We start from the raw sequence: 21,573 nt of genomic DNA, 5'->3' as shown, positions 1-21,573 counted from the left end.
ATTATAGTCTTTTATCCATTTGTTTAACCATCATATTTTTCCAAGAATAAAAATCTCCTGCTAATATATGTTTTCTCGCCTCTCTAGTCAACCATAAATAGAAACCTAAATTATGAATTGTAGCTATCTGTCTACCCAACATTTCATTGACAGAGAAAAGGTGTTTTAAATATGCTTTAGAATATTCTGTGTCTACGTATGTGATTGCCATTTCATCAATCGGAGAAAAATCATCTTCCCATTTTTTATTCTTAATATTAATAGTTCCGTGTGCTGTAAACAACATTCCATTTCTACCGTTTCTTGTCGGCATTACACAATCAAACATATCAATCCCCAGCGCAATATTTTCCAAAATATTAATAGGTGTACCAACACCCATCAAATATCTAGGCTTATCTTCTGGTAATATTTCAGTTACTACTTCGGTCATTGCATACATCTCTTCAGCCGGTTCTCCTACGGACAATCCTCCGATTGCATTTCCTTCTGCTCCAGCATTGGCTATATATTCTGCAGACTGTCTTCTTAGATCCTTATAAGTGCTTCCTTGCACTATCGGAAAAAAAGTCTGATCATATCCATATTTAACTGGAACTTTTTCAAGATGTTGCATACACCTATCTAACCACCTGTGTGTCATATGCATACTTCTTTTCGCATATCGATAATCACAAGGATATGGAGTACATTCATCGAACGCCATTATGATATCAGCACCAATTGTTCGTTGTATTTCCATTACATTTTCTGGAGTAAACACGTGATATGAACCATCAATATGAGATTTAAACTTAACTCCTTCTTCCTTAATCTTACGATTTGCTGATAAAGAATATACCTGATAACCACCACTATCTGTTAGAATATTTCTATCCCAATTCATAAATTTATGTAACCCTCCTGCTTTTTCTAAAATTGGTGTTTGTGGTCTTAGATACAGGTGATATGTGTTTCCTAATATAATATCTGGATTAATATCATTTTTCAACTCTCTTTGATGCACACCTTTTACAGTTGCCACAGTACCAACAGGCATAAAGATTGGAGTTTCGATAACTCCATGGTCAGTTGTTATTTTTCCGGCTCTAGCCTTACTCTCAGGGTCCGTAGATAATAGGTCGAATTGCATAATTTTTATTTCGTAGAGCGCAAAGATAACTAACTAAAACTACTTTAATAAAGTGAAGTTTCCGAAAACTTTTCGTTATTAACAATAGTATCTTAATTAAAAGGTGATCAGACATTTTGCCACGGTAATCAAAACCTTTATTTTTGCGCCTTAATCATTAAGCCAATTAGCATAGCAATGCCAAAAACACAACAATTAGAAGATTTTGTAACCCAAGTTCGTAGAGATATTCTTCGACAGGTTCACAAAGTAAACTCAGGGCATCCAGGTGGTTCTCTGGGATGTACCGAATTTTTTGTAGCTCTTTATCAAGAAATTCTAGAAAGAAAAGATGGTTTCGATATGGACGGAAAAGAAGAAGATCTTTTCTTTTTATCTAACGGACATATTTCTCCTGTTTTTTATAGTGTATTAGCAAGAAGTGGGTACTTTCCTGTGGAAGAACTAAATACATTTAGACTTATCAATAGTAGGCTTCAGGGACACCCTACAACACACGAAGGACTTCCTGGAATTCGAATTGCTTCTGGATCTCTTGGACAAGGTATGTCTGTAGCCATTGGAGCTGCTCAAGCAAAAAAACTAAACAATGACAATCACCTTGTATATAGTCTTCACGGAGATGGAGAACTACAAGAAGGTCAGATTTGGGAAGCAGCTATGTATGCGTCTGGAAAGAAAGTAGACAATCTTATTTCTACTGTAGATCTTAATGGACAGCAAATTGATGGATCTACTGATGATGTATTATCCTTAGGTAGTCTTAGAGCTAAATTTGAAGCTTTTGGTTGGGATGTTATGGAAATCAAAGAAGGAAATAATATCACAGCTGTAATAGAAGGCTTAAAAGAAGCTAAAAGTAGAACCGGAAAAGGGAAACCAATTTGTATTTTGATGCATACGGTAATGGGTAACGGAGTTGATTTTATGATGCACACACACGCTTGGCATGGTAAAGCTCCAAATGATGAGCAGTTAGAAATAGGTTTAGCACAAAATCCAGAGACTTTAGGAGATTACTAAGGCGTACAAAAGAGATTTCTGTTTTACAGAAATGACTTAAAAAAAATATTCATGAAAAAATATATAGATACAGGAAAAAAAGATACTCGCTCAGGTTTTGGAGCAGGTCTTGAAGTACTTGGAAAAACAAACGAGAATGTTGTAGCACTTTGTGCGGATCTTATTGGTTCTCTAAAAATGGATGCATTTATTGCAAATAATCCAGATCGCTTTTTTCAAATAGGAATTGCTGAAGCTAATATGATGGGAATAGCTGCTGGATTGACTATTGGAGGTAAAATACCTTTCACTGGAACATTTGCTAATTTCTCTACAGGTCGAGTTTATGATCAGATTCGTCAATCCATTGCTTACAGTGGAAAAAATGTAAAAATCTGTGCTTCTCACGCTGGATTGACACTAGGTGAAGATGGTGCTACTCATCAAATCTTAGAGGATATTGGATTAATGAAAATGTTACCAGGAATGGTTGTAATTAATCCTTGTGACTACAATCAAACCAAAGCAGCTACAATGGCTATTGCAGACTATGAAGGCCCCGTATACTTACGTTTTGGAAGACCAAAAGTTGCAAATTTTACTCCAGAAGATCAAAAATTTGAAATCGGAAAAGCGGTTCATTTACAAGAAGGTACTGATGTTACTATTGTAGCTACTGGTCATTTAGTTTGGGAAGCTTTACTTGCCGCCGAAGCATTACAAGAAAAAGGAATTAGTGCTGAAGTAATTAACATACACACTATCAAACCACTTGACAACGAAGCTATTTTAAATTCGGTTAAAAAAACAGGTTGTATAGTTACCGCAGAAGAACATAACTTTTTAGGAGGTCTTGGAGAAAGTGTATCTAGGGTATTATCTCAAAACCACCCAGTACCACAGGAATTTATTGCAACCAATGATACGTTCGGAGAAAGTGGAACTCCAGATCAACTTATGGAAAAATATGGATTAAATGCTGAAGCTATTACAAATGCAGTAGAAAAAGTGATAAAAAGAAAGTAATACTAACTATTCCATTATACCAAATTATATTAAAAGTCTTCTGTTTTCACAGAAGACTTTTTTATTAGCCATTAGAATAATCAGATTCTATTTCCGTTATAGAAGAAACACTGACCACAACCAAAAAAATAATTAGTTAATTATTCATCTTTTAAAACTCATTTAAAATGAAAAATGTATTAGTGTTTTTAATTCTTTTCACTTCTTGCTCAATCATATCGCAAGAAAAAGGAATAAATTTTGGTGTAAAAGCCGGTTTAAATTATGGAGATAATGGTAAAATCGAATTTAGTGATGTCACCAACGCAGGTGATAACTTACTTTCTGAAAATGCCGATGATCGTGTTGGTTATCACATTGGCATCTTCTTAAGAGGAGATATTACTGATAACTTCTATCTAAAACCCGAACTACAATACACCCAAAACAGCAGCTCTTATTCATTTGAAAACAGAAAATTAAATTACAATGTAAAGAAAATAGATCTTCCTATTCTAGCAGGAGTTTATTTACTAGGCCCGTTACACGTTTTTGGAGGACCTTCTTTACAGTATATTGTAGATAATGACTTGGAAGATGTCAGGCTAAGCGAAGTTAAAAACGAGTTTACTGTAGGAGTTCAATTTGGTGTAGGGTTACAGATAAGACGACTAAACATAGACCTTAGGTATGAAAGAGGAATTACCGAAAACCAGGCTCAGACTATTGACGCAAATACAGGACAAACAATTAGAGTTGATTCTAGACCTAATCAATTTATTTTAAGTTTAGCATTGGACTTATAATTTCATTTATAAAAAAAACTCCGGTAAAATTATCGGAGTTTTTTTTATAAATTAATCATCTCTAGATGCTGTATCATCCGTATCGAGATAGTTTGGAATTCCATCACCATCAGTATCATCATTTGTTGGATCTCCATCTCCAATATCATTAGTAGGATCTCCATCTCCATCTCTATCCACAGTTAAATCTGTATCTGGCTCTAAATCTTCATCTATAGTTAATGTTCCATCACCATCATCATCCGGATCTAAATAATCAGGAAAACCATTAGCATCGGTATCATCATCAGTATCAAAAACTAACCTATCTCCATCTATATCTTCTAAATAAGAGGGAACACCATCATTATCATGATCAGCTTCTACACTTCCATATAACTGAATACTAAATATTAATGGAGCATATTGCGGAATTCCGTTCTGCGGTTCTGCAAAATATGCCAAACCTGAAGGCATAAAGACCGTGAAATTACCAAAATCCATATTATAACTAACAGTACCATCAGCATTCTCTATAAAACCAGAAGCTCCTTTAAAATCAACTACAGCTTCCCTAAAACCTTCTACAACATTTACTAAATCAAACCATAAAGGAGTAACTGCACTATCAAAAACTCTTCTACTAGGATTATTATTATCCACAGGATCATTGTCATCAATTACACCATCGCCATCAGAATCCGATGCTCCAGGGTTATTATCAATATCACTATCATCTGCAATTCCATCATCATCACTATCCGTTTTTGTAACAGAGTCATCTACAGTATCAGGCTCACCATCACCATCGGCATCAACATCTCCATCATTAGGAATACCATCTCCATCATCATCTTCATAATCATAAAACACCTCACCAGTATATGTTACAAATGTAGAATCCGCAAATTGCGTCTGACGTTCAGTAACAACTCCTTCATCATATTTAAGCATATATAATGTATAAGACACTTCGGTATCTTGATTGGTAACTGTTTTAGTTTCCAAAAGACCAGAATCCCAAATAGAAGTTTGGCCACTATTATCACCCGCTATAGTATCAAACTGTACCGTCTGAAAATCCGGATTAGCAGGATTATCTACCAATGTAAAAAAGTGTGTTTTTAAGTAATCTTGTATTATTGGATCTTCATCCGCCTGTTGTTCTGCTTCATCTCTTGGCGGAACACTAATAATACCATCATCATCATCGTTATTACAGGCATATAAGGCTGCCACAACAACACTTGCGGCAAAAATATATCTTCTTACATTCATCTGATTGCTTTTTTGAAGGCGCAAGATACAATTTTCTTGTACTTTTGCTCAACTATTATTATAGATAAAACGCATTTTTTAATCATTTTTTATGCGAGTTGATAAATATTTATGGTGTATCAGATACTTCAAGACACGTAGTATTGCTACTAAAGCTTGTAAAGAAGGTAAAATAAGAGTGAATGGTGATATTATAAAACCATCACGAGAAATCTACCCAACTGATAAAATTACAGTTCGAAAAAACCAGGTTAACTATGAACTTGTTGTTCTGGACACACCAAAAAGTCGACTTGGCGCTAAGCTAGTCGACATATACCGTAAAGACGTTACTCCAAAAGAAACGTTGCAAAAATTAGATCTTTTAAAATATTCTAAGGATTATTATAGAAAGAGAGGGAGCGGTAGACCCACCAAGAAAGACAGAAGAGATATTGATGACTGGTTTGAAGAGCCTTCCGATAAAGATAGCGAAGAATGAAATTAGATTCAGATTTTTGGGATAATAAATACAAATTAAATCAAACTGGATGGGACATTGGGTATGCATCTCCTCCAATTATTTCTTATTTTAATCAATTAGAAAACAAAAAACTAAAAATATTAATTCCTGGATGTGGAAATGCTCATGAAGCTATTTATTTATTTCGGAAAGGATTTAAAAATATTTACATATTAGATTTTGTAGAAGACACATTATCTAATTTTAAAAAAAACTTTCCTGATTTCCCTGAATCACAGATACTATATAAGGATTTTTTTAAGTTAGAAAATCAATTTGATATCATTATTGAACAAACATTTTTTTGTGCTATTTCTCCTATTCAAAGAATTGACTATATCACTAAAATGAAATCTCTATTAAAACCAAATGGAAAATTAATTGGTCTCTTGTTTGATATCACGTTCGAAAAAAAAGGGCCTCCTTTTGGAGGAAACAAGAAAGAATATTTAGAGTTGTTTTCTCCTTATTTTAAAATTAAAATTTTAGAAAAATGTTATAATTCCATTATACCACGCATGGATACCGAACTCTTTTTTATCTTTGAGGTTAATTGAAAGAATACTATAACTGTTACAAATGCAAGCCGAAGACAATATTATCCTTACTCACGAACAAATCCAACATAAGATTAAACGTATCGCGTATCAAATCTATGAAACCAATGTAAATGAAAAAGAAATTGTGATTGCTGGTATTTCTAGTAATGGATATGTTTTTGCTCAACGACTAAAAAAAATTCTAGAAGAGATCTCGGATATTAATATTACGTTATGTGAAGTGACTATGGACAAATCATCTCCACAAGACACTGTACATACCTCCATTTCTTCTTCTGAATATGCTAACAAATCACTGGTTCTTGCCGATGACGTTCTTAATTCAGGTACAGCCTTAGTTTATGGTGTAAAGCATTTTTTAGATGTTCCATTAGTTAGATTTAAAACAGCTGTTCTTGTAAATCGAAATCATAAAAAATATCCAATAAAAGCAGATTTCAAAGGAATTTCTCTTTCCACCTCACTACATGAGCACGTAAACGTAACTTTTGGAAAAAAAGATCTTGCTATATTAGAATAAGGTATTCTGTATTTCGTTAGTAACTTCTCCAATAGTACGATCATCAGTAGAAATAATATACTCGGCTTGGTTATAATAAAATGATCTTTCAAAAAGATGTTTACGAACAAAATCTTTAAGATCATCCCTAGACGATATATGAGCTATTAAAGGACGTTTTTCTTTCTCTTGATATAATCTATCCACTAATTCCTCTAAAGATGTTTTTAGATAGACACTTTTTACATTTGTGTTTTCTTTTATTATTTCAATGTTTCCAGCAAAACATGGAGTACCTCCTCCTAAAGAAATTATATGGTTATTTTTCGTTTCTAATACCTGTTTTAGATACTCATTTTCTTTTTTTCTAAAATATATCTCTCCTTTATCAGCAAAAATCTGAGCTATTGATTTTTTTTCTTGATCTTCTATAAAATCGTCTAAATCGAGACACTGCATTTCCAATTTAGAAGCTAAATCCCTGCCAATAGAAGATTTACCGCAACCCATATACCCCAATAAAATAATATTCATAAACTAAAATTTAGGTTATTTATGCCTGAAAAAAAGAGCAATTAAAATAAAATGTAAATTTATATTAAATTCTTCTTGAAAAATAAATTTTTGATAGTATATTTGCACCCGCATTCAAGGAAAAAGAATGTATGACCGGGTAGCTCAGTTGGTAGAGCATCTCCCTTTTAAGGAGAGGGTCCTGGGTTCGAGCCCCAGCCCGGTCACTGATACTGAATAATTATGAAGTATTGCTGATTATTTATTCTATAGTTCTTTAAAATACACGATAATTAATTTATCAATGACCGGGTAGCTCAGTTGGTAGAGCATCTCCCTTTTAAGGAGAGGGTCCTGGGTTCGAGCCCCAGCCCGGTCACTAAAAAGTATCGCAATTCCCCTGTGATACTTTTTTAGTTTTATACTATATTGTAAAACAAATTATATTGCCCAGGTGCTGGAATTGGTAGACAGGCATGGTTGAGGGCCATGTGTCCATTAGGGCGTGCGGGTTCGACTCCCGCTCTGGGCACTTTTTTTACTTCATTAAACTCTTGTAATGTTACAGAGATTAATCCCCATCAATTTCTTTAAAAGTAATAATTCTTGAAAAATTACTAACCAAGACGAGAATCATACAAACTTGTATTCAAAAAACAATACCTTATATATTAACAACATTTTTATAACTATAATTTTAGTAATATTACTATATCTGTAGTAATATTACTAAAATTATAGTTATATTTACCATATGAAAGACTTAACGAAAGCTGAAGAGCAGATTATGAAATACTTATGGAAACTTGAAAAAGCATTCCTAAAAGATATCGTAGACCAATTCCCAGAACCTCGCCCAGCTTATACTACTATATCTACAGTAATAAGAACTCTAGTTACTAAAAAGTTTATAAGCTTCAACACCTATGGCAGAATAAAGGAATACTACCCATTGATATCAAAAGAAGTATATTTTAAAAGCCACTTCAAAGGAGTTGTGAAAAATTTCTTTAGTGGTTCCATAAGTAAATTCGCTATGTTTTTCACAAATGACGAAGATCTAAATGTTTCTGAACTAGAAGACATGAAACAATTTATAGAAGAAAAAATAGAAAAACTAAAGAGAGAAAATGAGTGATTTTTTAACATATTTGTTTCAAGCCAGTATTTGTTTAGCCACGTTATATACTTCGTACTATTTATTTTTAAAAAGATTAACCTTTCACAAGGTCAATAGAATAGTATTACTCCTTTTAATACCTTTCTCTTTAGGTCTTCCTTTACTAAATCAAATAGAATTCACTGTAACCACCGAAACTATAACAATCCCATTTTTTAATGAACTTCTACCGATAGATCAACCAGCAACAGAAGTTGTTTTGCCGAAAAAGCCACGCTCCGAAGAAAAGAATTATCTGACTAATCTTATTTCATTAATATACATCTTGGGTTTCTTTACAGCACTATTTCGATTATCTCTATCTGTAATACAACTTTATAGAATAAAGAAAAAGTCCAATATATTTTCGAAAGATGGATATCGTTTTGTTACAACAGATACTCCTCATATATTCTCAAGTTTCGGCTGGATTTTTATTCCAAAAGATAAAATAAATGAAATTGCCACGCCCATTATAGAACATGAAAAAGCACATATTAAACTATGGCATACTGCAGATTTAATACTTACGGAAATGTATGTTGTTATATTTTGGTTTAATCCATTCTCTTATTTTTTCAGAAAATCAATACGATCTGTTCACGAATTCCAAGCAGATAGCTTTGTTCTAAATACCCAAATAAAAAAATCCTATTATTTAGAACTCCTTATCAATACGTTACAAACCAGACAAACAAAAAAATTACATAGTTATTTCAATCATTCATTAATCAAAAAACGAATAGACATGATCACAAAAACCAATTCTAATCAGGCAAGTATTATTAGATACGCCTTATTACTACCAATCTTTATTGTACTCTTAACAGCCTTTGTGCAACCCAAATTTGACGATAAAAATATTGTTGAAAATATTATCGAAGAAGAAGTAAAAGTAGAAATTCCACCTTCTATATTTCCAATCGAAAATGGTTCAAAAGACAACATTACTGCGGTTTATGGAAAAATTCATAAGCACCCTCTATCAAAAAAGAAAGTGATTCATAGAGGAATAGATATTCGGGCTAAAATCGGAACTCCTATATTAGCCACTGAAGATGGAACAATTTCTGTAGCAAAGGATAAAGGGAATTGGGGAAACTTAATTGTTATTACCCATGCTAACGGTTATGAAACTTGGTACGCTCATTTAGATAGTTTCGAAGTAACAGAAAATCAAAAAGTAAGCAAAGGACAAATTATTGGAAAAAGTGGAAATACAGGTCTTTCTACTGGCCCTCATCTCCATTATGAAGTAAGACTTAATGGAAAAAACATGGATCCAATGGATTACTTAAAATAAACATATAAAAAACAGGCAAAGATATCTTAATCCTTGCCTGTTTATGTTTTTATCTAAAGGCTAAAATTAATTCTTGCAAATAAAAATCTACCGGAATATCCAAATTGCGAGGTTCTTCTAGAATACACGAACTGATCACCAGCTGTTCCTCCTGCTCGGTTATCATCAGGATATACATCAAGGAGATTATTAGCTCCAATGGTAATGTTTAGATTTTCTAAAAGTTTTGCGGAGAATGAAAGATCGGTTACTACTTTTCCTCCATATACAGCGTCATCACTAACAACAGTACCATCCACCCTTGGATCTCCATTAAAATCATCTGGATCTGTTACTTCTCCAAAGAATACATTTCTTAATAGAATGTCATATCGTCCAAAAGATAATGCGTTAGTTAAACTTAATTTAGTTCTTGGTTGCGCTAATGTCAGGAATGCTTCTTCCTGTCCATCAAAAAAGCTTCCACCTTCTCCAGCCGCTGCTATTTTCTCAGGCACTCTTATTTCTTCTACTTCTGTCTTAGCGAACGTTCCCGAAAGATCATTTTTAAGTAACATATTTTCTCCAAGGTTCATTTTATGTGAAATCACAATGTCTATCCCTTGTGATTTTGTATCTATTGCATTCACAAAGAATCTTGCGCTGGTTGCACCGGCATCTTCGAATATTTGTGTTAGCTCAGGATCTCCTCCGTTACCAAAACTACCACTATAAACGATTCTATCATCTATATTGATTACATATGCATCCGCTGTGATAGTAAAATTTTGAACTTTGGCAGTAAGTCCAAGACTAAAACTACTAGATGTTTCTTCTTTTAACTTTGCTATTCCAATTAATGATGCAGCCCTACTATCATTCGTAAAAGTTCCTTGCTCAAAAGGCTGATTATCTACAAAAACTGTACTCGTACGACTAAAAAATTGTTGGTGTAAAGATGGCGCTCTAAATCCTGTACTATTCGCCCCTCTAACAGAGAAGTTTTCTGTTATCTTATAACGTGTAGCTAATTTATAATTAAATGTATCTCCAAAATCCGAAAAGTTCTCATATCTACCTGCAAGACTTACTAGCCATTTCTCTGTAAAATCAGCTTCCAAATCAATATATCCTGCAATACTATTTCTATATTCATCAGTTTCATTATTGGGATCATACCCTCTAAATACCTGAGAACCTCCTCCAAGGACTGCTCCGGTAAAATTATTACGTACTAAATCAGTTTCTGGAGTGGTACTCGTTACAATATTACCATTGACATCATAACTTGTGTATGATGCTTCTTCTCCTGCAGTAATCGTATAATTTTCTACTTTGTACTCTGCTCCCATTGCAATATTCAATCCTTTAAAAATATCATCATAAAATCTACCAATATCTAGATTTGTAGTATTCTGCATAAAACTTAAAGCTCCCGCATCAAAACTCCTTGGTGTTGATACTCCTAAAGTTCCATTACTGGAGTTTCCTACAGTAATATCAAAATTGTTTATCCCATAAGTATTGGAAAAATCTACATTCCATTCCTTTACTTTTCCTTTGATTCCTACTGCAACTGATTTATCTACGATATCCGTTCCTATATTAGGTAAAAATCCATTTGGAAACGCTGGAGTATTCGCTCTACCATCTCCTTGCGCAGGTCTTCTATAAAAACCAGAAGCTAAACCTTCTCTATAACTAATCCCTCCAAAACTATAAAACTCTGCATCTTCTCCTAAAGGAATAGACATATTAGCAAAGAATTTTCCTTCTCGTAGTTTAGCAGTTCCTACCTTAAATCTAAAATCTGTTCGTGTCAAACCACGTGCTGACAATTCATCCTCATCAACATCAATATCTAATAAAGTTCTAAATGTTTCAATATCATTTGGATCTGTAACATCCAATGCCGCAATCTGATCTCTTGTTGTTTGATCTAAATAAGATATATCCTGCGAAGCTGTTTGATAATCCCCTAATGTCATTTCTGCAACATTTCCACCATTAGCGGTAAATATGCGTTCGGCTCCATGAAAACCCCTAAAGATATCTCCTTGATAATCTCTATTACGCAAAGCGGGTTCTCGTGTTGACAAAGAACCAGTGAAATTTATAAACCCACCATTATCACCTATTGGTAATCCATAATTAACATCAAGCTTTACTTTTTCTCCATCACTACCTCCATCGAATTGGTTGGAATTCTTACTGAAATTAGCTCCAGTAGTCAATGTAACATCCAACTTATTAGTTCCCTTTTTTAATACTATATTAATTACTCCTGCAATAGCATCAGAGCCATACTGAGCAGCTGCTCCATCTCTTAATACCTCGATTCGCTGAATCGCCGCTGTTGGAATTGCATTTAGATCAGTTCCAACACTACCAGCTCCCACTGTTCCATTTACATTTACCAGAGCAGTATTATGTCTTCTCTTTCCATTAACTAATACCAATACCTGATCAGGACCCAATCCTCGTAAAGATGCCGGATCAATATGATCAGTTCCATCAGAAACCGTTTGCGTCTGCGATGTAAAAGATGGCGCTACATAATTTAAAATCTCATTTACAGATGTTTGCGGTCCTTGTGTAGCAATTTGAGTAATATCAATTACATCAATAGGAACCGCTGTCTCTGTTGCCGTACGACTAGGATTTCTAGATCCTACAATCACAACATCATCTAATTGAGCTGATGCATCTTTTAATGCAATCGAAATAAAATCTTTTCCAGTGGTATCTACTTCCAAGGTTTCAAAACCAATATAAGAGATAACCAATATACTATTGTCATCAGGCATATTGATTATAAAATTCCCTTCAAAATCCGTTTGTGCTCCAATAGTAGTTCCTTTTACTAAGATATTAGCTCCAGGAAGTGGATTCCCATTAGAATCTTTTACATTACCTTTTACTTCCCTTATTATCTTTTGTTTTTCCTGTGTAAATGGTCTTTTCTTCAATATCACTTGTTTTCCCAATATGGAATAAGAAATATCCGTTGTATCAAAAAGTATTGACAAAACCTTATCAATAGTTTCTTTCTTTACTTTAATCGAAGTCTTTTGATCCAAATTGACTTCATCATTAATATAGAAGAACTTATACGAAGTCTGATTTTTAATTTCTTCTAATACGTCAGTAATTGCTGTTTGTTCTAAATCCAATTCTATTTTACCCTGCGAAAAGCCGGAAGTTGCCATCATCTGAAAGATGGAAAAACTAAATAAAACTAGTGTAAGCCTCATTTTTAATACGATTGATTTGTGCGCTAAGTGTGAAAATAGCGTACAGTTACCCTTTTTTTTCATAATTTTGAAAAGTTTGGTTGTTAGTACTCAGTTAAATAATAATCAGACCATAAGGGAAGTGTTGCAGCACTTCCTTTTTTTATGGTTTGATTTTAATCTTCTAAAATCACCCGAAGCTTATCAAATATTTAGTGTCTAGAAATTCTCCGATAAGCTCCGAATGAAAATTGCATCTTAGTTATGGGGCGATGACAATTCTTTTATTTTCTATTACATATTTAAAATTTATAGTTTTGGAAAATACGTTAAGAATCTGTTTTACATTTTCTATATCAAATTCTCCGGTAAATCGAGTATTATTTAATTTTTGATTTGTACTTATGATTTCTACATCATAAGTTCTCTCTAGTCGTTTAATTACTTCAGCAAAGGATTCATTCTGTATAATCATCTTTTTCTGCATCCAAGATGTAAATAAAACCGTATTTACTATCTTCTTATTTATCATTCTGTTGTCCTTAGAATAAATCGCTTGGTCGTTGGGCTTCAAACTAATTACTTCTAATTCATCCCCGGTGTTTATAGTAACAGAACCTTCTACCAATGTTGCTTTTATGGTGGTATCCTCTTGATAAGAAGACACATTAAATTGTGTACCTAACACTTTTACATCCATTCCGTTTGTTTTTACTAAAAATGGTTGCCTCTTATTTGTAGCGACATCAAAAAATGCTTCTCCTTGCAAGTATACTATTCTATTTTTTTCAGTAGCTATAAAGTTTTTAGGGAACTTTAGTTTACTATCTGCGTTCATCCATATTCTAGTTCCATCGGATAAACTTAATTGAAAAATTCTCCCTTTGGGAATAGAAATTTCTAAGTATTCTAGTTTTTCTTCATTTTTAGTATCATCTGATATCACCAGTTTATCCTTAACCTTTTTACCGATCACAGTACCATTTGTTGTTATAACATCTGATAAGCCATTAATATCCATATACGTTACTGTACCATCATCTTGAACAATTTTAATTCTATCCTCTTGTATCTCTTCATTCAAGACTAAAATTCTTTCATTTCCTGCTTTAGTAGGATTCAATTCAATTAGGTAATATCCCAACCCCAAGATTCCCAAAAACATAGCTGCATACTGCAATACTCTTTTTAGGGATCGAAATTCGACAACCTTATTATTTTCTTGTGTCTTATCTAAAAAACGTTTGAAAGCTTTATCTGAGTTAACAGAAATTTCTTGATGTGCCTCATTCCATTCAGCAACTTTTTTTTCAAAAAATTCTCTATGCTCCTGCTTTTCATTCAACCACAGTTTTAAACTTTCTTTCTCAAAAGACGAAGCATTCCCTTCTAAATATTTTTCAATTATTGTTAAATAATTATTCATTCTACTACATTTCTACATACATGATGCAAAAATCACATGAATCCCCTACTTTATTTTAATTTTTATAATTTAGCAAGTGATTGTCATCATGAAATACCAAAATCATAACATAGAAAAATCACTCATTAAAGGGTTAAGAGACGGAAATCAAAAAAGTTATAAAATTTTATTTGATCAATATTATAATTGGTTATGCAATTATGTCTATAAGCTCTCTAAAAATAATGCCTTGTCCGAAGATCTTGTACAAAATGTATTCTTACGGCTTTGGGAAAAAAAGTCTACATTACACATAACTTCTTCATTAAGAAATTACCTTTTCCGTTCTTGTCATAATGAGTATTTAATGCATTTGCGTCAACAAAAAAAGGAAATCGATTTATTAGATGAGTTAAAATGGAAAGCTCTTTTTCAGTTATATCAAGAAAATGAAAAATTACAACAAGAAGAAGATTGGTTAAAAATAGAAAAGGCAATTGCAAAATTACCGAGAAAATGCCAAGAGGTCTTTAAATTAAGCAGATTAGAACAAAAAAAACATAAGGAAATAGCTGAAATTTTAGGGATTTCTACGAAAACTGTAGAGATTCATATAACTAAAGCATTGCGTTTTCTAAAAACAAATGTTTCTGGATTTTTCTTTTAATCACCTATATATCAGTGATTTTTCATCTATAAACAATTAGATCTTCTTATCTCCAAATTTGATTTTTAAATATCTTTTTAACAATTGAGGTTGATAATTTAACAAGAACTATCTCTTAATTAATTACTTTTTTGTTTAAATTTGTTTAACTATTTATATGAAAAGGTGAACAATATAAAACAGAATTTTAGTATTAAAGATCTCGAAAATCTATGCGGAGTAAAAGCGCATACCATTAGAATATGGGAAAAAAGATATAATTTGTTATCACCGGATCGAACGGAAACCAATATAAGAACTTACAGTTTAAAAAGTCTTCAAAAATTACTTAATGTAACATATTTAGTAAATAGCGGATATAAAATATCTAGAGTTTCTAAACTTAATAACGAAGAAATAGATGAGTATGTTAGGAGAATAGTTTCTGATAACAGCACTAAAAACCAAGCAATCAATTCTTTAAAAATATCGATGCTTAACTATGATCTACAATTGTTTTTAGGCACCTATGAACAATTGGCTGAAAAAAGAACCTTTAGACAAATTTTTACTGATGTTTTCATACCCCTTTTAACAGAAATCGGTCTTTTATGGCAAACTAATACAATAAGTCCTTCTCACGAACATTTTATAACGAATTTAATAAAACAAAAACTTCTTATAAACATCGAGAAACTTCAATACTCTAAGTCTACAAAAACTGATAAGGCTTTTATACTTTTCCTTCCGGAAAATGAGATACACGAATTGGGTTTATTATATATAAACTATGAAATATTATTACAGGGCTATAAAGCTATTTATTTAGGCCCAAGTATTCCTCTTGATAGTTTGCCAAACATGCTTACTTTCCATGAAAGTACTATATTTTTATCTTATTTTACCGTTAGGCCAGAAAAAGACAAAATAAAAGACTATGTTGCAAAATTTAACGATATAATATGTTCCAAACGTGAAAGTGAGTTTTGGATGCTTGGAAAACAAACCATGCACATATCTGAAAATAGCGCTCCCAACCACCGTTATTTCTCATCTATCACGGACCTGATCAAAGAACTATAATATATTTTTTTACAATAAACAAACCACTATGTCAAAGAAAGTAGTAATCATTGGTTCTGGCTTTTCATCTCTTTCTGCCTCTTGTTATTTAGCACAATCCGGATTTGAGGTATCCATATATGAGAAAAACGAAACTATTGGCGGCAGAGCAAGACAACTTAAAAAAGATGGGTTTACCTTTGATATAGGTCCCTCTTGGTATTGGATGCCAGATGTGTTTGAAAAATTTTTTAACGATTTTGATAAATCCCCTTCCGATTTTTATGCACTAGACAAACTAAACCCTGCATACAAGGTATTCTTTGAAAATAAGGAAAGTATTACTATTGAAGATACCTTAGAAAAAATCTACACTGCTTTTGAAAAAGAAGAAAAAGGAAGTTCATTAAAGCTTCAAAAGTTTATTAATGATGCTAAAAACAACTATGACATTGCTATCAATGAATTAGTATATCGACCAGGTGTATCACCTATAGAATTAGTTACTAAAGAAACAATCAAAAAAATTGGACAGTTTTTTAGTACAATTTCCAAAGAAGTTAGAAAAGAGTTTAAGAATGATAAATTGATTAAAATTCTTGAATTTCCGGTGCTATTTCTAGGAGCAAAGCCTAGCAATACTCCTGCATTTTATAGTTTTATGAACTATGCTGATTTTGGTTTAGGAACCTGGCATCCTAAAGGAGGAATGTATCAAGTAATTTTAGGTATGAAAAAATTAGCAGAATCTTTAGGTGTTCAATTTTTCACTAGCTCTCCTGTAGAAAAAATTGATGTAGATAATGGAGTGGCGAATGGAATTGTTGTTAATGGCACTAAAATTAATGCAGATATCATACTATCTGGTGCTGATTATCATCATAGTGAAACGTTACTAGACCAAAAATATCGCCAATATTCAGAAAAATATTGGGAACGCAAAACATTTGCTCCTTCTTCACTATTATTTTATGTAGGTTTTGACAAAAAATTAAAAAACATACATCACCATAATTTATTTTTTGATACAGACTTTGATTTGCACGCTAAAGATATTTATGACGATCCCAAATGGCCTGAAGAACCTCTTTTTTATGCAAATTTCACTTCTGTGACTGATTCCGGTTCTGCTCCTGAAGGTAAAGAAAATGGTTTTTTCTTGATTCCCTTAGCACCAGGGATAGAAGATACTCCCGCGTTAAGAGAAACTTATTTTAGTAAAATTATAACTCGTTTTGAGGATTTAACTGAGCAAACTGTTCAAAATAACATTATATTTAAAGAATCCTTTTGTGTTAAGGATTTTGTAAAAGAATATAATTCATACAAAGGAAATGCATACGGAATGGCTAACACGTTATTGCAAACCGCATTTCTAAGACCTAAGCTAAAAAGTAAAAAAGTACAACATTTATTTTTTACCGGTCAGCTAACTGTACCTGGACCTGGAGTTCCACCTTCTTTAATATCTGGTAAATTAGTAGCAGGATTAATAGAATCGCAGTTAAATATATCAAGAAAACCAAAACTTCAGACTGTTTGATTTATGTAAAATATATCTAATTATTCGACAACACTATTAAGATCTAATTATTAATTCTCAACACATGATGAGAATTAAGCCTAACTAAAACCATATCCATGAAAGCTCTATTTGACTCCGTTTCTTATAATTGTAGTAAACTTGTTACTAACTCTTATAGCACTTCTTTTTCTTTAGCGTCTAAAATGTTATCTGATTCTATTAGACAGGATATTTATAATATTTATGGATTTGTAAGGCTAGCTGATGAAATAGTTGATAGTTTTCATGATTATGATAAAGAAACACTTTTCAATGATTTTGAAATTGAAATGTATAAAGCGATTGAGCATAAAATAAGTTTAAACCCTATTTTAAATTCATTTCAAGAAACGGTGCATCAATATAATATTGAACCAGAATTATATGAAGCTTTTATGAAGAGTATGCGATTAGATCTTCATAAAACAGACTATTTAACCAATGCAGAATACAAAGAATATATATATGGTTCTGCTGATGTGGTTGGTTTAATGTGTCTTAGAGTATTTGTAAAAGGAGACAGTAAAAAATACAATGAACTTAAAGAAAGTGCTATGCATTTGGGTTCTGCTTTTCAAAAAGTTAACTTCTTAAGAGATCTAAAAGCAGATTTCGAAGATTTAAGTCGTACATATTTTCCGAATACTGATTTGACGCAACTCGATGAGATTTCTAAATTAAGAATTATAGAGGAGATTCAAGAAGATTTCGATAAAGGTTTCGAAGGAATCATGAAACTACCTGCAGAAGCTAAATTTGGAGTTTACACAGCCTATATTTACTACAGGAAATTATTAAACAAATTAAAATCAACTCCTTCAGTTGAAATAAAAAATACTAGAATACGAGTTCCAAATTATCAAAAATTTGGATTACTAGCTAAATCATATTTTGATTACAGATTACATTTAATTTAATGATTCATTAAAAAAGATTTATCTCACATGAATACACTAATTTGGATATCAATTTTTATTGCCACGTTCTGTTTTATGGAATTTATGGCGTGGTTTACTCATAAATATGTTATGCACGGTTTTTTATGGTCTTTACATAAAGATCATCATCATAAAGATCACAGTAGTTGGTGGGAACGTAATGATCTATTTTTTGTGTTTTATGCAGTAATTAGTATGTCTTGTATTATGCTTCATGATCCTGTTACTTTTTGGTTTGGAGAATCTATCGGTTTTGGAATATTAGCCTATGGCATTGCTTACTTTCTTGTACATGATATTTTTATTCATCAACGTTTTAAGCTATTCAGAAAAGCAAATCATTGGTACGCAAAAGGTGTTCGCAGAGCACACAAGATACATCACAAACATCTAGGCAAAAGCAAGGGAGAATGCTTCGGAATGTTATTTGTTCCTTTCAAATATTTTAAAAATTAAATTTTATTCCGAGATTAATTCGTCTAGCGTATTTCTTACTTTTTCTGTATTCCAATCTGCAGCGCCAATCTTATGAATCACAATATTTCCCTTTTTATCAATAAGATAAGTTCCCGGAATAGGCTTATGAACGAACGGTTTAGGATGCTCCTTTGATAATGATCTATAAATAGGATAATTATAACTCTTATCACTCATAAATTTATTTAGTTCTGGATCATCATCTTCAGTAAGAAAAACAAATACCACTTTACCTTTATAGTCATTATACAGTTTTTGTAATGATGGCATTTCTGCAATACAAGGAGGACACCAGGTTGCCCAATAATTTAATATCACCACTTTACCTTCTGCAATATTAAAATTCATTGACTCTGTATTAACTCCATGAAGTTTCCAATCATAAGAAGCCACTTGTGCTCGTTCTTCTACATCTACTAAACTAGGACTAAACGAAAATATTCTTGTTAAGAAAATTTGCATCATTCCTCTAGTATTAGGGATAAAAAAGAGTAATAAAATAATTACAAAAATTAAATTTGATATGTTCTTTTTAGTAAGCTTCATAAACGATTTGCAGTATTGTTTTATTAATATTTGTCAGTAAAAAGTAGTTTCCTTACAAAAGTATATAAATTAATAAAGCGCAACCAGAGGTTGCGCTTTAAACTAACAAAAAAACAACAATGAACTATTGTGTTATGCTTCCTAAGAGAAGAGAAGCTACGTTAAGTTCACATTATCTTCAATGATAACTATCTCTTTTTCTATATTTAATTTCTTGTTACCTGTATAGAGTTTGATAAGCTGAAACAACCTTTAAGATCATTTGCATTCATTCCCATTGCTAACCCTTCTACCCCATTCTCGTATCTCAAATACCAGATTAGACATACTCCAGGACCTGCCGCATCAAAATTCACTCCTTGTACATCAAATAAAGTAGCTGGCAATCCTAGGATTTCACCTTGATCATCTGTAATAATCCAAGTACTATTAGGTCCTGCTGCATTTGAGTTATCTATAGATAATCCACTTACCATATCTGGTGTTCCATCAACAGTAAAAGTATAAGGACCTCCGGATATTACTCCTGGACTTGTATTACAATTTCTAGTTACTGTAATTGAATTAGAGAGATCAAAATCGCCAGTTACGTTATTAGCATTCATACCCATTTCTAGTCCGGTAACTGTTCCTGTATATCTTGCATACCATATTAAACAAACACCTGGACCTGCTGCGTCAAAATCTACACCCTCTACAGCCATTATTGTTGGTGGCAATCCTAAAATATTTCCTTGATCATCAGTAATTACCCATGTACTATTATCTCCAAATACATTTGTATCATCTAATGTGATTCCTGAAACCATATCGGCTGTACCATCTACATCAAATTCAAATGGTCCTCCGGCTATAACTCCTGCATTAGCAACTTGATTACGAACAACAGTTATTGAGTTAGAAAGATCAAAATCACCTGTAACATCATTAGCGTTCATTCCCATTTCTAATCCAGTTACAGTTCCATCATATCTAGCATACCAGATTAAGCAAGTACCTACTCCAGCAGCATCAAAATCAACTCCTTCTACTGCCATAAGTGTTGGTGGTAATCCTAAAATATTTCCTTGATCATCAGTAATGATCCAAGTACTATTAGCACCAAAAGCATTCGTATCATCTAATGTAATTCCAGATACCATATCAGCATCTCCATCAACGTCAAATTCAAATGGACCTCCTGAAATTGTCCCAGCATTTACAACTTGATTACGAACTACGGTTATCGAATTAGAAAGATCAAAATCACCTGTAACATCATTAGCATTCATCCCCATTTCTAAACCTGATATCGTTCCTTCGTATCGAGCATACCAAATCAAGCAAGTTCCTGCTCCAGCACTATCAAAATTAACTCCTTCTAAAGCAGTCATTGTTGGTGGTAATCCTAGTATATTACCTTGATCATCAGTTACAATCCAAGTACTACCAGAACCAAATACATTTGTGTCATCTAACGTAATTCCTGAAACCATATCCGCTTCACCATCAACATCAAATTCAAATGGACCTCCATCTATAACTCCAGCGTTTGCAACTTGATTTCTTACTACAGTAATAGAATTAGAAAGATCAAAATCACCAGTTACTTCATTGGCATTCATCCCCATTTCTAAACCAGTAATAGTTCCATTGTATCTAGCGTACCATATTAAACAAGTTCCAGCACCAGCTTCATCAAAATTAACCCCTTCTACTGCGGTTATTGTAGGTGGTAATCCAAGAATATTTCCTTGATCATCTGTTACTATCCAAGTGCTACTAGTTCCGAAAGCATTGGTGTCATCCAATGTAATTCCTGAAACCATATCCGCTTCTCCATCCACATCAAATTCGAAGGGACCACCAGCGATTTCACCAGCATTAGCGACAAGTACGTTATCGTCGTCGTCATTACAGGAAACTGCGATCAATCCTATCGCTAGCATTCCTATTATTAATTTTTTAAACATTGCCTTTTATTTTATGATTATTATTACTGTAAA

General features: G+C 32.7%; 20 protein-coding genes and 3 tRNA genes. 16 read left to right on the top strand and 7 right to left on the bottom strand.

The genetic code is table 11. The features are described from left to right. Position 1 precedes the first annotated feature (1 nt). Positions 2 to 1,132 (bottom strand): tRNA guanosine(34) transglycosylase Tgt, encoded by a 1,131-nt coding sequence (gene tgt / locus BMY33_RS17025; protein WP_091410796.1) that lies wholly within the window; start codon positions 1,130 to 1,132, stop codon positions 2 to 4. Between the two features lie 177 nt (positions 1,133 to 1,309). Between tgt and BMY33_RS17020 the strand changes: the two genes are divergently transcribed. The 3 genes from BMY33_RS17020 to BMY33_RS17010 all read left to right on the top strand — a co-directional run bounded on the left by BMY33_RS17020 (position 1,310) and on the right by BMY33_RS17010 (position 3,945). Then, positions 1,310 to 2,155, top strand: a complete 846-nt coding sequence (locus tag BMY33_RS17020; RefSeq protein WP_091410794.1) for a transketolase — start codon at positions 1,310 to 1,312, stop codon at positions 2,153 to 2,155. 51 nt (positions 2,156 to 2,206) lie between these two features. Next, positions 2,207 to 3,160 carry a transketolase family protein gene (locus BMY33_RS17015; protein WP_091410792.1) on the top strand — a complete coding sequence of 318 codons (954 nt, stop codon included), beginning with the start codon at positions 2,207 to 2,209 and terminating at the stop codon, positions 3,158 to 3,160. Positions 3,161 to 3,327: 167 nt separating this feature from the next. Then, positions 3,328 to 3,945 carry a porin family protein gene (locus tag BMY33_RS17010; protein WP_091410790.1) on the top strand — a complete coding sequence of 206 codons (618 nt, stop codon included), beginning with the start codon at positions 3,328 to 3,330 and terminating at the stop codon, positions 3,943 to 3,945. Between the two features lie 51 nt (positions 3,946 to 3,996). Here the strand turns inward: BMY33_RS17010 and BMY33_RS17005 are convergent, their stop codons facing one another. Continuing rightward, positions 3,997 to 5,202: an FKBP-type peptidyl-prolyl cis-trans isomerase gene (locus BMY33_RS17005; RefSeq protein ID WP_091410788.1), complete on the bottom strand. Its 1,206-nt coding sequence runs from the start codon at positions 5,200 to 5,202 to the stop codon at positions 3,997 to 3,999. 91 nt (positions 5,203 to 5,293) lie between these two features. Between BMY33_RS17005 and BMY33_RS17000 the strand changes: the two genes are divergently transcribed. From BMY33_RS17000 to BMY33_RS16990, 3 genes are read left to right on the top strand one after another with little or no spacing between them, the layout of a single operon-like run. After that, positions 5,294 to 5,683, top strand: a complete 390-nt coding sequence (locus tag BMY33_RS17000; protein ID WP_091410786.1) for an RNA-binding S4 domain-containing protein — start codon at positions 5,294 to 5,296, stop codon at positions 5,681 to 5,683. Then, complete coding sequence (locus BMY33_RS16995) at positions 5,680 to 6,261, top strand: methyltransferase domain-containing protein (protein ID WP_091410784.1); 582 nt, start codon at positions 5,680 to 5,682, stop codon at positions 6,259 to 6,261. The genes BMY33_RS17000 and BMY33_RS16995 overlap by 4 nt, the downstream gene beginning before the upstream one ends. A 22-nt stretch (positions 6,262 to 6,283) precedes the next feature. Next, positions 6,284 to 6,784, top strand: a complete 501-nt coding sequence (locus tag BMY33_RS16990) for a phosphoribosyltransferase family protein (protein ID WP_091410782.1) — start codon at positions 6,284 to 6,286, stop codon at positions 6,782 to 6,784. Here the strand turns inward: BMY33_RS16990 and BMY33_RS16985 are convergent. Beyond that, positions 6,776 to 7,297, bottom strand: a complete 522-nt coding sequence (locus tag BMY33_RS16985; protein ID WP_091410781.1) for a shikimate kinase — start codon at positions 7,295 to 7,297, stop codon at positions 6,776 to 6,778. The two genes, BMY33_RS16990 and BMY33_RS16985, sit on opposite strands and share 9 nt — an antisense overlap. A 133-nt stretch (positions 7,298 to 7,430) precedes the next feature. Between BMY33_RS16985 and BMY33_RS16980 the strand changes: the two genes are divergently transcribed. The 5 genes from BMY33_RS16980 to BMY33_RS16960 all read left to right on the top strand — a co-directional run bounded on the left by BMY33_RS16980 (position 7,431) and on the right by BMY33_RS16960 (position 9,738). Then, positions 7,431 to 7,503, top strand: a tRNA-Lys gene (locus tag BMY33_RS16980). A 79-nt stretch (positions 7,504 to 7,582) separates the two neighbouring features. After that, positions 7,583 to 7,655: transfer RNA gene (locus BMY33_RS16975), tRNA-Lys, on the top strand. Between the two features lie 69 nt (positions 7,656 to 7,724). Further along, a tRNA-Leu gene (locus tag BMY33_RS16970) sits at positions 7,725 to 7,808 on the top strand. A gap of 222 nt (positions 7,809 to 8,030) precedes the next feature. Then, positions 8,031 to 8,414, top strand: coding sequence for a BlaI/MecI/CopY family transcriptional regulator (locus BMY33_RS16965; RefSeq protein ID WP_091410779.1), 384 nt, complete (start codon positions 8,031 to 8,033; stop codon positions 8,412 to 8,414). After that, a complete protein-coding gene (locus BMY33_RS16960) occupies positions 8,407 to 9,738 on the top strand; it encodes a M23/M56 family metallopeptidase (RefSeq protein ID WP_091410777.1) in 1,332 nt (443 codons plus the stop codon). Before BMY33_RS16965 ends, BMY33_RS16960 begins: the two co-directional genes overlap by 8 nt. A 53-nt stretch (positions 9,739 to 9,791) precedes the next feature. Here BMY33_RS16960 and BMY33_RS16955 read toward each other — a convergent pair whose 3' ends face one another. Both BMY33_RS16955 and BMY33_RS16945 read right to left on the bottom strand, forming a co-directional pair. Beyond that, the gene (locus BMY33_RS16955; protein WP_170837110.1) at positions 9,792 to 12,971 is read right to left on the bottom strand and encodes a TonB-dependent receptor; all 3,180 of its coding nucleotides are present in this window, start codon (positions 12,969 to 12,971) and stop codon (positions 9,792 to 9,794) included. A gap of 241 nt (positions 12,972 to 13,212) precedes the next feature. Continuing rightward, positions 13,213 to 14,376: a FecR family protein gene (locus tag BMY33_RS16945; RefSeq protein ID WP_091410771.1), complete on the bottom strand. Its 1,164-nt coding sequence runs from the start codon at positions 14,374 to 14,376 to the stop codon at positions 13,213 to 13,215. A gap of 88 nt (positions 14,377 to 14,464) precedes the next feature. Here BMY33_RS16945 and BMY33_RS16940 point away from each other — a divergent pair, with 88 nt between their 5' ends. From BMY33_RS16940 to BMY33_RS16920, 5 genes are all read left to right on the top strand, one after another. After that, a complete protein-coding gene (locus tag BMY33_RS16940; RefSeq protein ID WP_091410769.1) occupies positions 14,465 to 15,022 on the top strand; it encodes an RNA polymerase sigma factor in 558 nt (185 codons plus the stop codon). A gap of 165 nt (positions 15,023 to 15,187) precedes the next feature. Continuing rightward, complete coding sequence (locus tag BMY33_RS16935) at positions 15,188 to 16,084, top strand: MerR family transcriptional regulator (protein ID WP_091410981.1); 897 nt, start codon at positions 15,188 to 15,190, stop codon at positions 16,082 to 16,084. A 28-nt stretch (positions 16,085 to 16,112) separates the two neighbouring features. Beyond that, complete coding sequence (locus BMY33_RS16930) at positions 16,113 to 17,606, top strand: phytoene desaturase family protein (protein WP_091410767.1); 1,494 nt, start codon at positions 16,113 to 16,115, stop codon at positions 17,604 to 17,606. A 98-nt stretch (positions 17,607 to 17,704) separates the two neighbouring features. Continuing rightward, positions 17,705 to 18,544 carry a phytoene/squalene synthase family protein gene (locus BMY33_RS16925; protein WP_091410764.1) on the top strand — a complete coding sequence of 280 codons (840 nt, stop codon included), beginning with the start codon at positions 17,705 to 17,707 and terminating at the stop codon, positions 18,542 to 18,544. Between the two features lie 27 nt (positions 18,545 to 18,571). Further along, a complete protein-coding gene (locus BMY33_RS16920) occupies positions 18,572 to 19,021 on the top strand; it encodes a sterol desaturase family protein (protein ID WP_091410762.1) in 450 nt (149 codons plus the stop codon). 3 nt (positions 19,022 to 19,024) lie between these two features. On the opposite strand, the gene BMY33_RS16915 is transcribed toward BMY33_RS16920, so the two are convergent. Both BMY33_RS16915 and BMY33_RS16910 read right to left on the bottom strand, forming a co-directional pair. Then, entirely contained in the window at positions 19,025 to 19,588 is a 564-nt protein-coding gene (locus BMY33_RS16915; RefSeq protein ID WP_091410759.1) for a TlpA family protein disulfide reductase, read from the bottom strand. A 206-nt stretch (positions 19,589 to 19,794) separates the two neighbouring features. Continuing rightward, the gene (locus tag BMY33_RS16910; RefSeq protein ID WP_244543045.1) at positions 19,795 to 21,540 is read right to left on the bottom strand and encodes a hypothetical protein; all 1,746 of its coding nucleotides are present in this window, start codon (positions 21,538 to 21,540) and stop codon (positions 19,795 to 19,797) included. Positions 21,541 to 21,573 lie beyond the last annotated feature (33 nt).

The organism is Aquimarina amphilecti (assembly GCF_900109375.1).
Taxonomy (GTDB): domain Bacteria; phylum Bacteroidota; class Bacteroidia; order Flavobacteriales; family Flavobacteriaceae; genus Aquimarina; species Aquimarina amphilecti.
Note: the sequence above shows the minus strand (reverse complement) of the source record. Positions and strands in the feature narration are given on the sequence as shown.

Excerpts from the sequence above, each read along its gene's own strand:
- tgt (WP_091410796.1), bottom strand. The coding sequence starts at position 1,132 with ATGCAATTCGACCTATTATCTACGGACCCTGAGAGTAAGGCTAGAGCC.
- BMY33_RS17020 (WP_091410794.1), top strand. The coding sequence starts at position 1,310 with ATGCCAAAAACACAACAATTAGAAGATTTTGTAACCCAAGTTCGTAGA.
- BMY33_RS17015 (WP_091410792.1), top strand. The coding sequence starts at position 2,207 with ATGAAAAAATATATAGATACAGGAAAAAAAGATACTCGCTCAGGTTTT.
- BMY33_RS17010 (WP_091410790.1), top strand. The coding sequence starts at position 3,328 with ATGAAAAATGTATTAGTGTTTTTAATTCTTTTCACTTCTTGCTCAATC.
- BMY33_RS17005 (WP_091410788.1), bottom strand. The coding sequence starts at position 5,202 with ATGAATGTAAGAAGATATATTTTTGCCGCAAGTGTTGTTGTGGCAGCC.
- BMY33_RS17000 (WP_091410786.1), top strand. The coding sequence starts at position 5,294 with ATGCGAGTTGATAAATATTTATGGTGTATCAGATACTTCAAGACACGT.
- BMY33_RS16995 (WP_091410784.1), top strand. The coding sequence starts at position 5,680 with ATGAAATTAGATTCAGATTTTTGGGATAATAAATACAAATTAAATCAA.
- BMY33_RS16990 (WP_091410782.1), top strand. The coding sequence starts at position 6,284 with ATGCAAGCCGAAGACAATATTATCCTTACTCACGAACAAATCCAACAT.
- BMY33_RS16985 (WP_091410781.1), bottom strand. The coding sequence starts at position 7,297 with ATGAATATTATTTTATTGGGGTATATGGGTTGCGGTAAATCTTCTATT.
- BMY33_RS16965 (WP_091410779.1), top strand. The coding sequence starts at position 8,031 with ATGAAAGACTTAACGAAAGCTGAAGAGCAGATTATGAAATACTTATGG.
- BMY33_RS16960 (WP_091410777.1), top strand. The coding sequence starts at position 8,407 with ATGAGTGATTTTTTAACATATTTGTTTCAAGCCAGTATTTGTTTAGCC.
- BMY33_RS16955 (WP_170837110.1), bottom strand. The coding sequence starts at position 12,971 with ATGAGGCTTACACTAGTTTTATTTAGTTTTTCCATCTTTCAGATGATG.
- BMY33_RS16945 (WP_091410771.1), bottom strand. The coding sequence starts at position 14,376 with ATGAATAATTATTTAACAATAATTGAAAAATATTTAGAAGGGAATGCT.
- BMY33_RS16940 (WP_091410769.1), top strand. The coding sequence starts at position 14,465 with ATGAAATACCAAAATCATAACATAGAAAAATCACTCATTAAAGGGTTA.
- BMY33_RS16930 (WP_091410767.1), top strand. The coding sequence starts at position 16,113 with ATGTCAAAGAAAGTAGTAATCATTGGTTCTGGCTTTTCATCTCTTTCT.
- BMY33_RS16925 (WP_091410764.1), top strand. The coding sequence starts at position 17,705 with ATGAAAGCTCTATTTGACTCCGTTTCTTATAATTGTAGTAAACTTGTT.
- BMY33_RS16920 (WP_091410762.1), top strand. The coding sequence starts at position 18,572 with ATGAATACACTAATTTGGATATCAATTTTTATTGCCACGTTCTGTTTT.
- BMY33_RS16915 (WP_091410759.1), bottom strand. The coding sequence starts at position 19,588 with ATGAAGCTTACTAAAAAGAACATATCAAATTTAATTTTTGTAATTATT.
- BMY33_RS16910 (WP_244543045.1), bottom strand. The coding sequence starts at position 21,540 with ATGTTTAAAAAATTAATAATAGGAATGCTAGCGATAGGATTGATCGCA.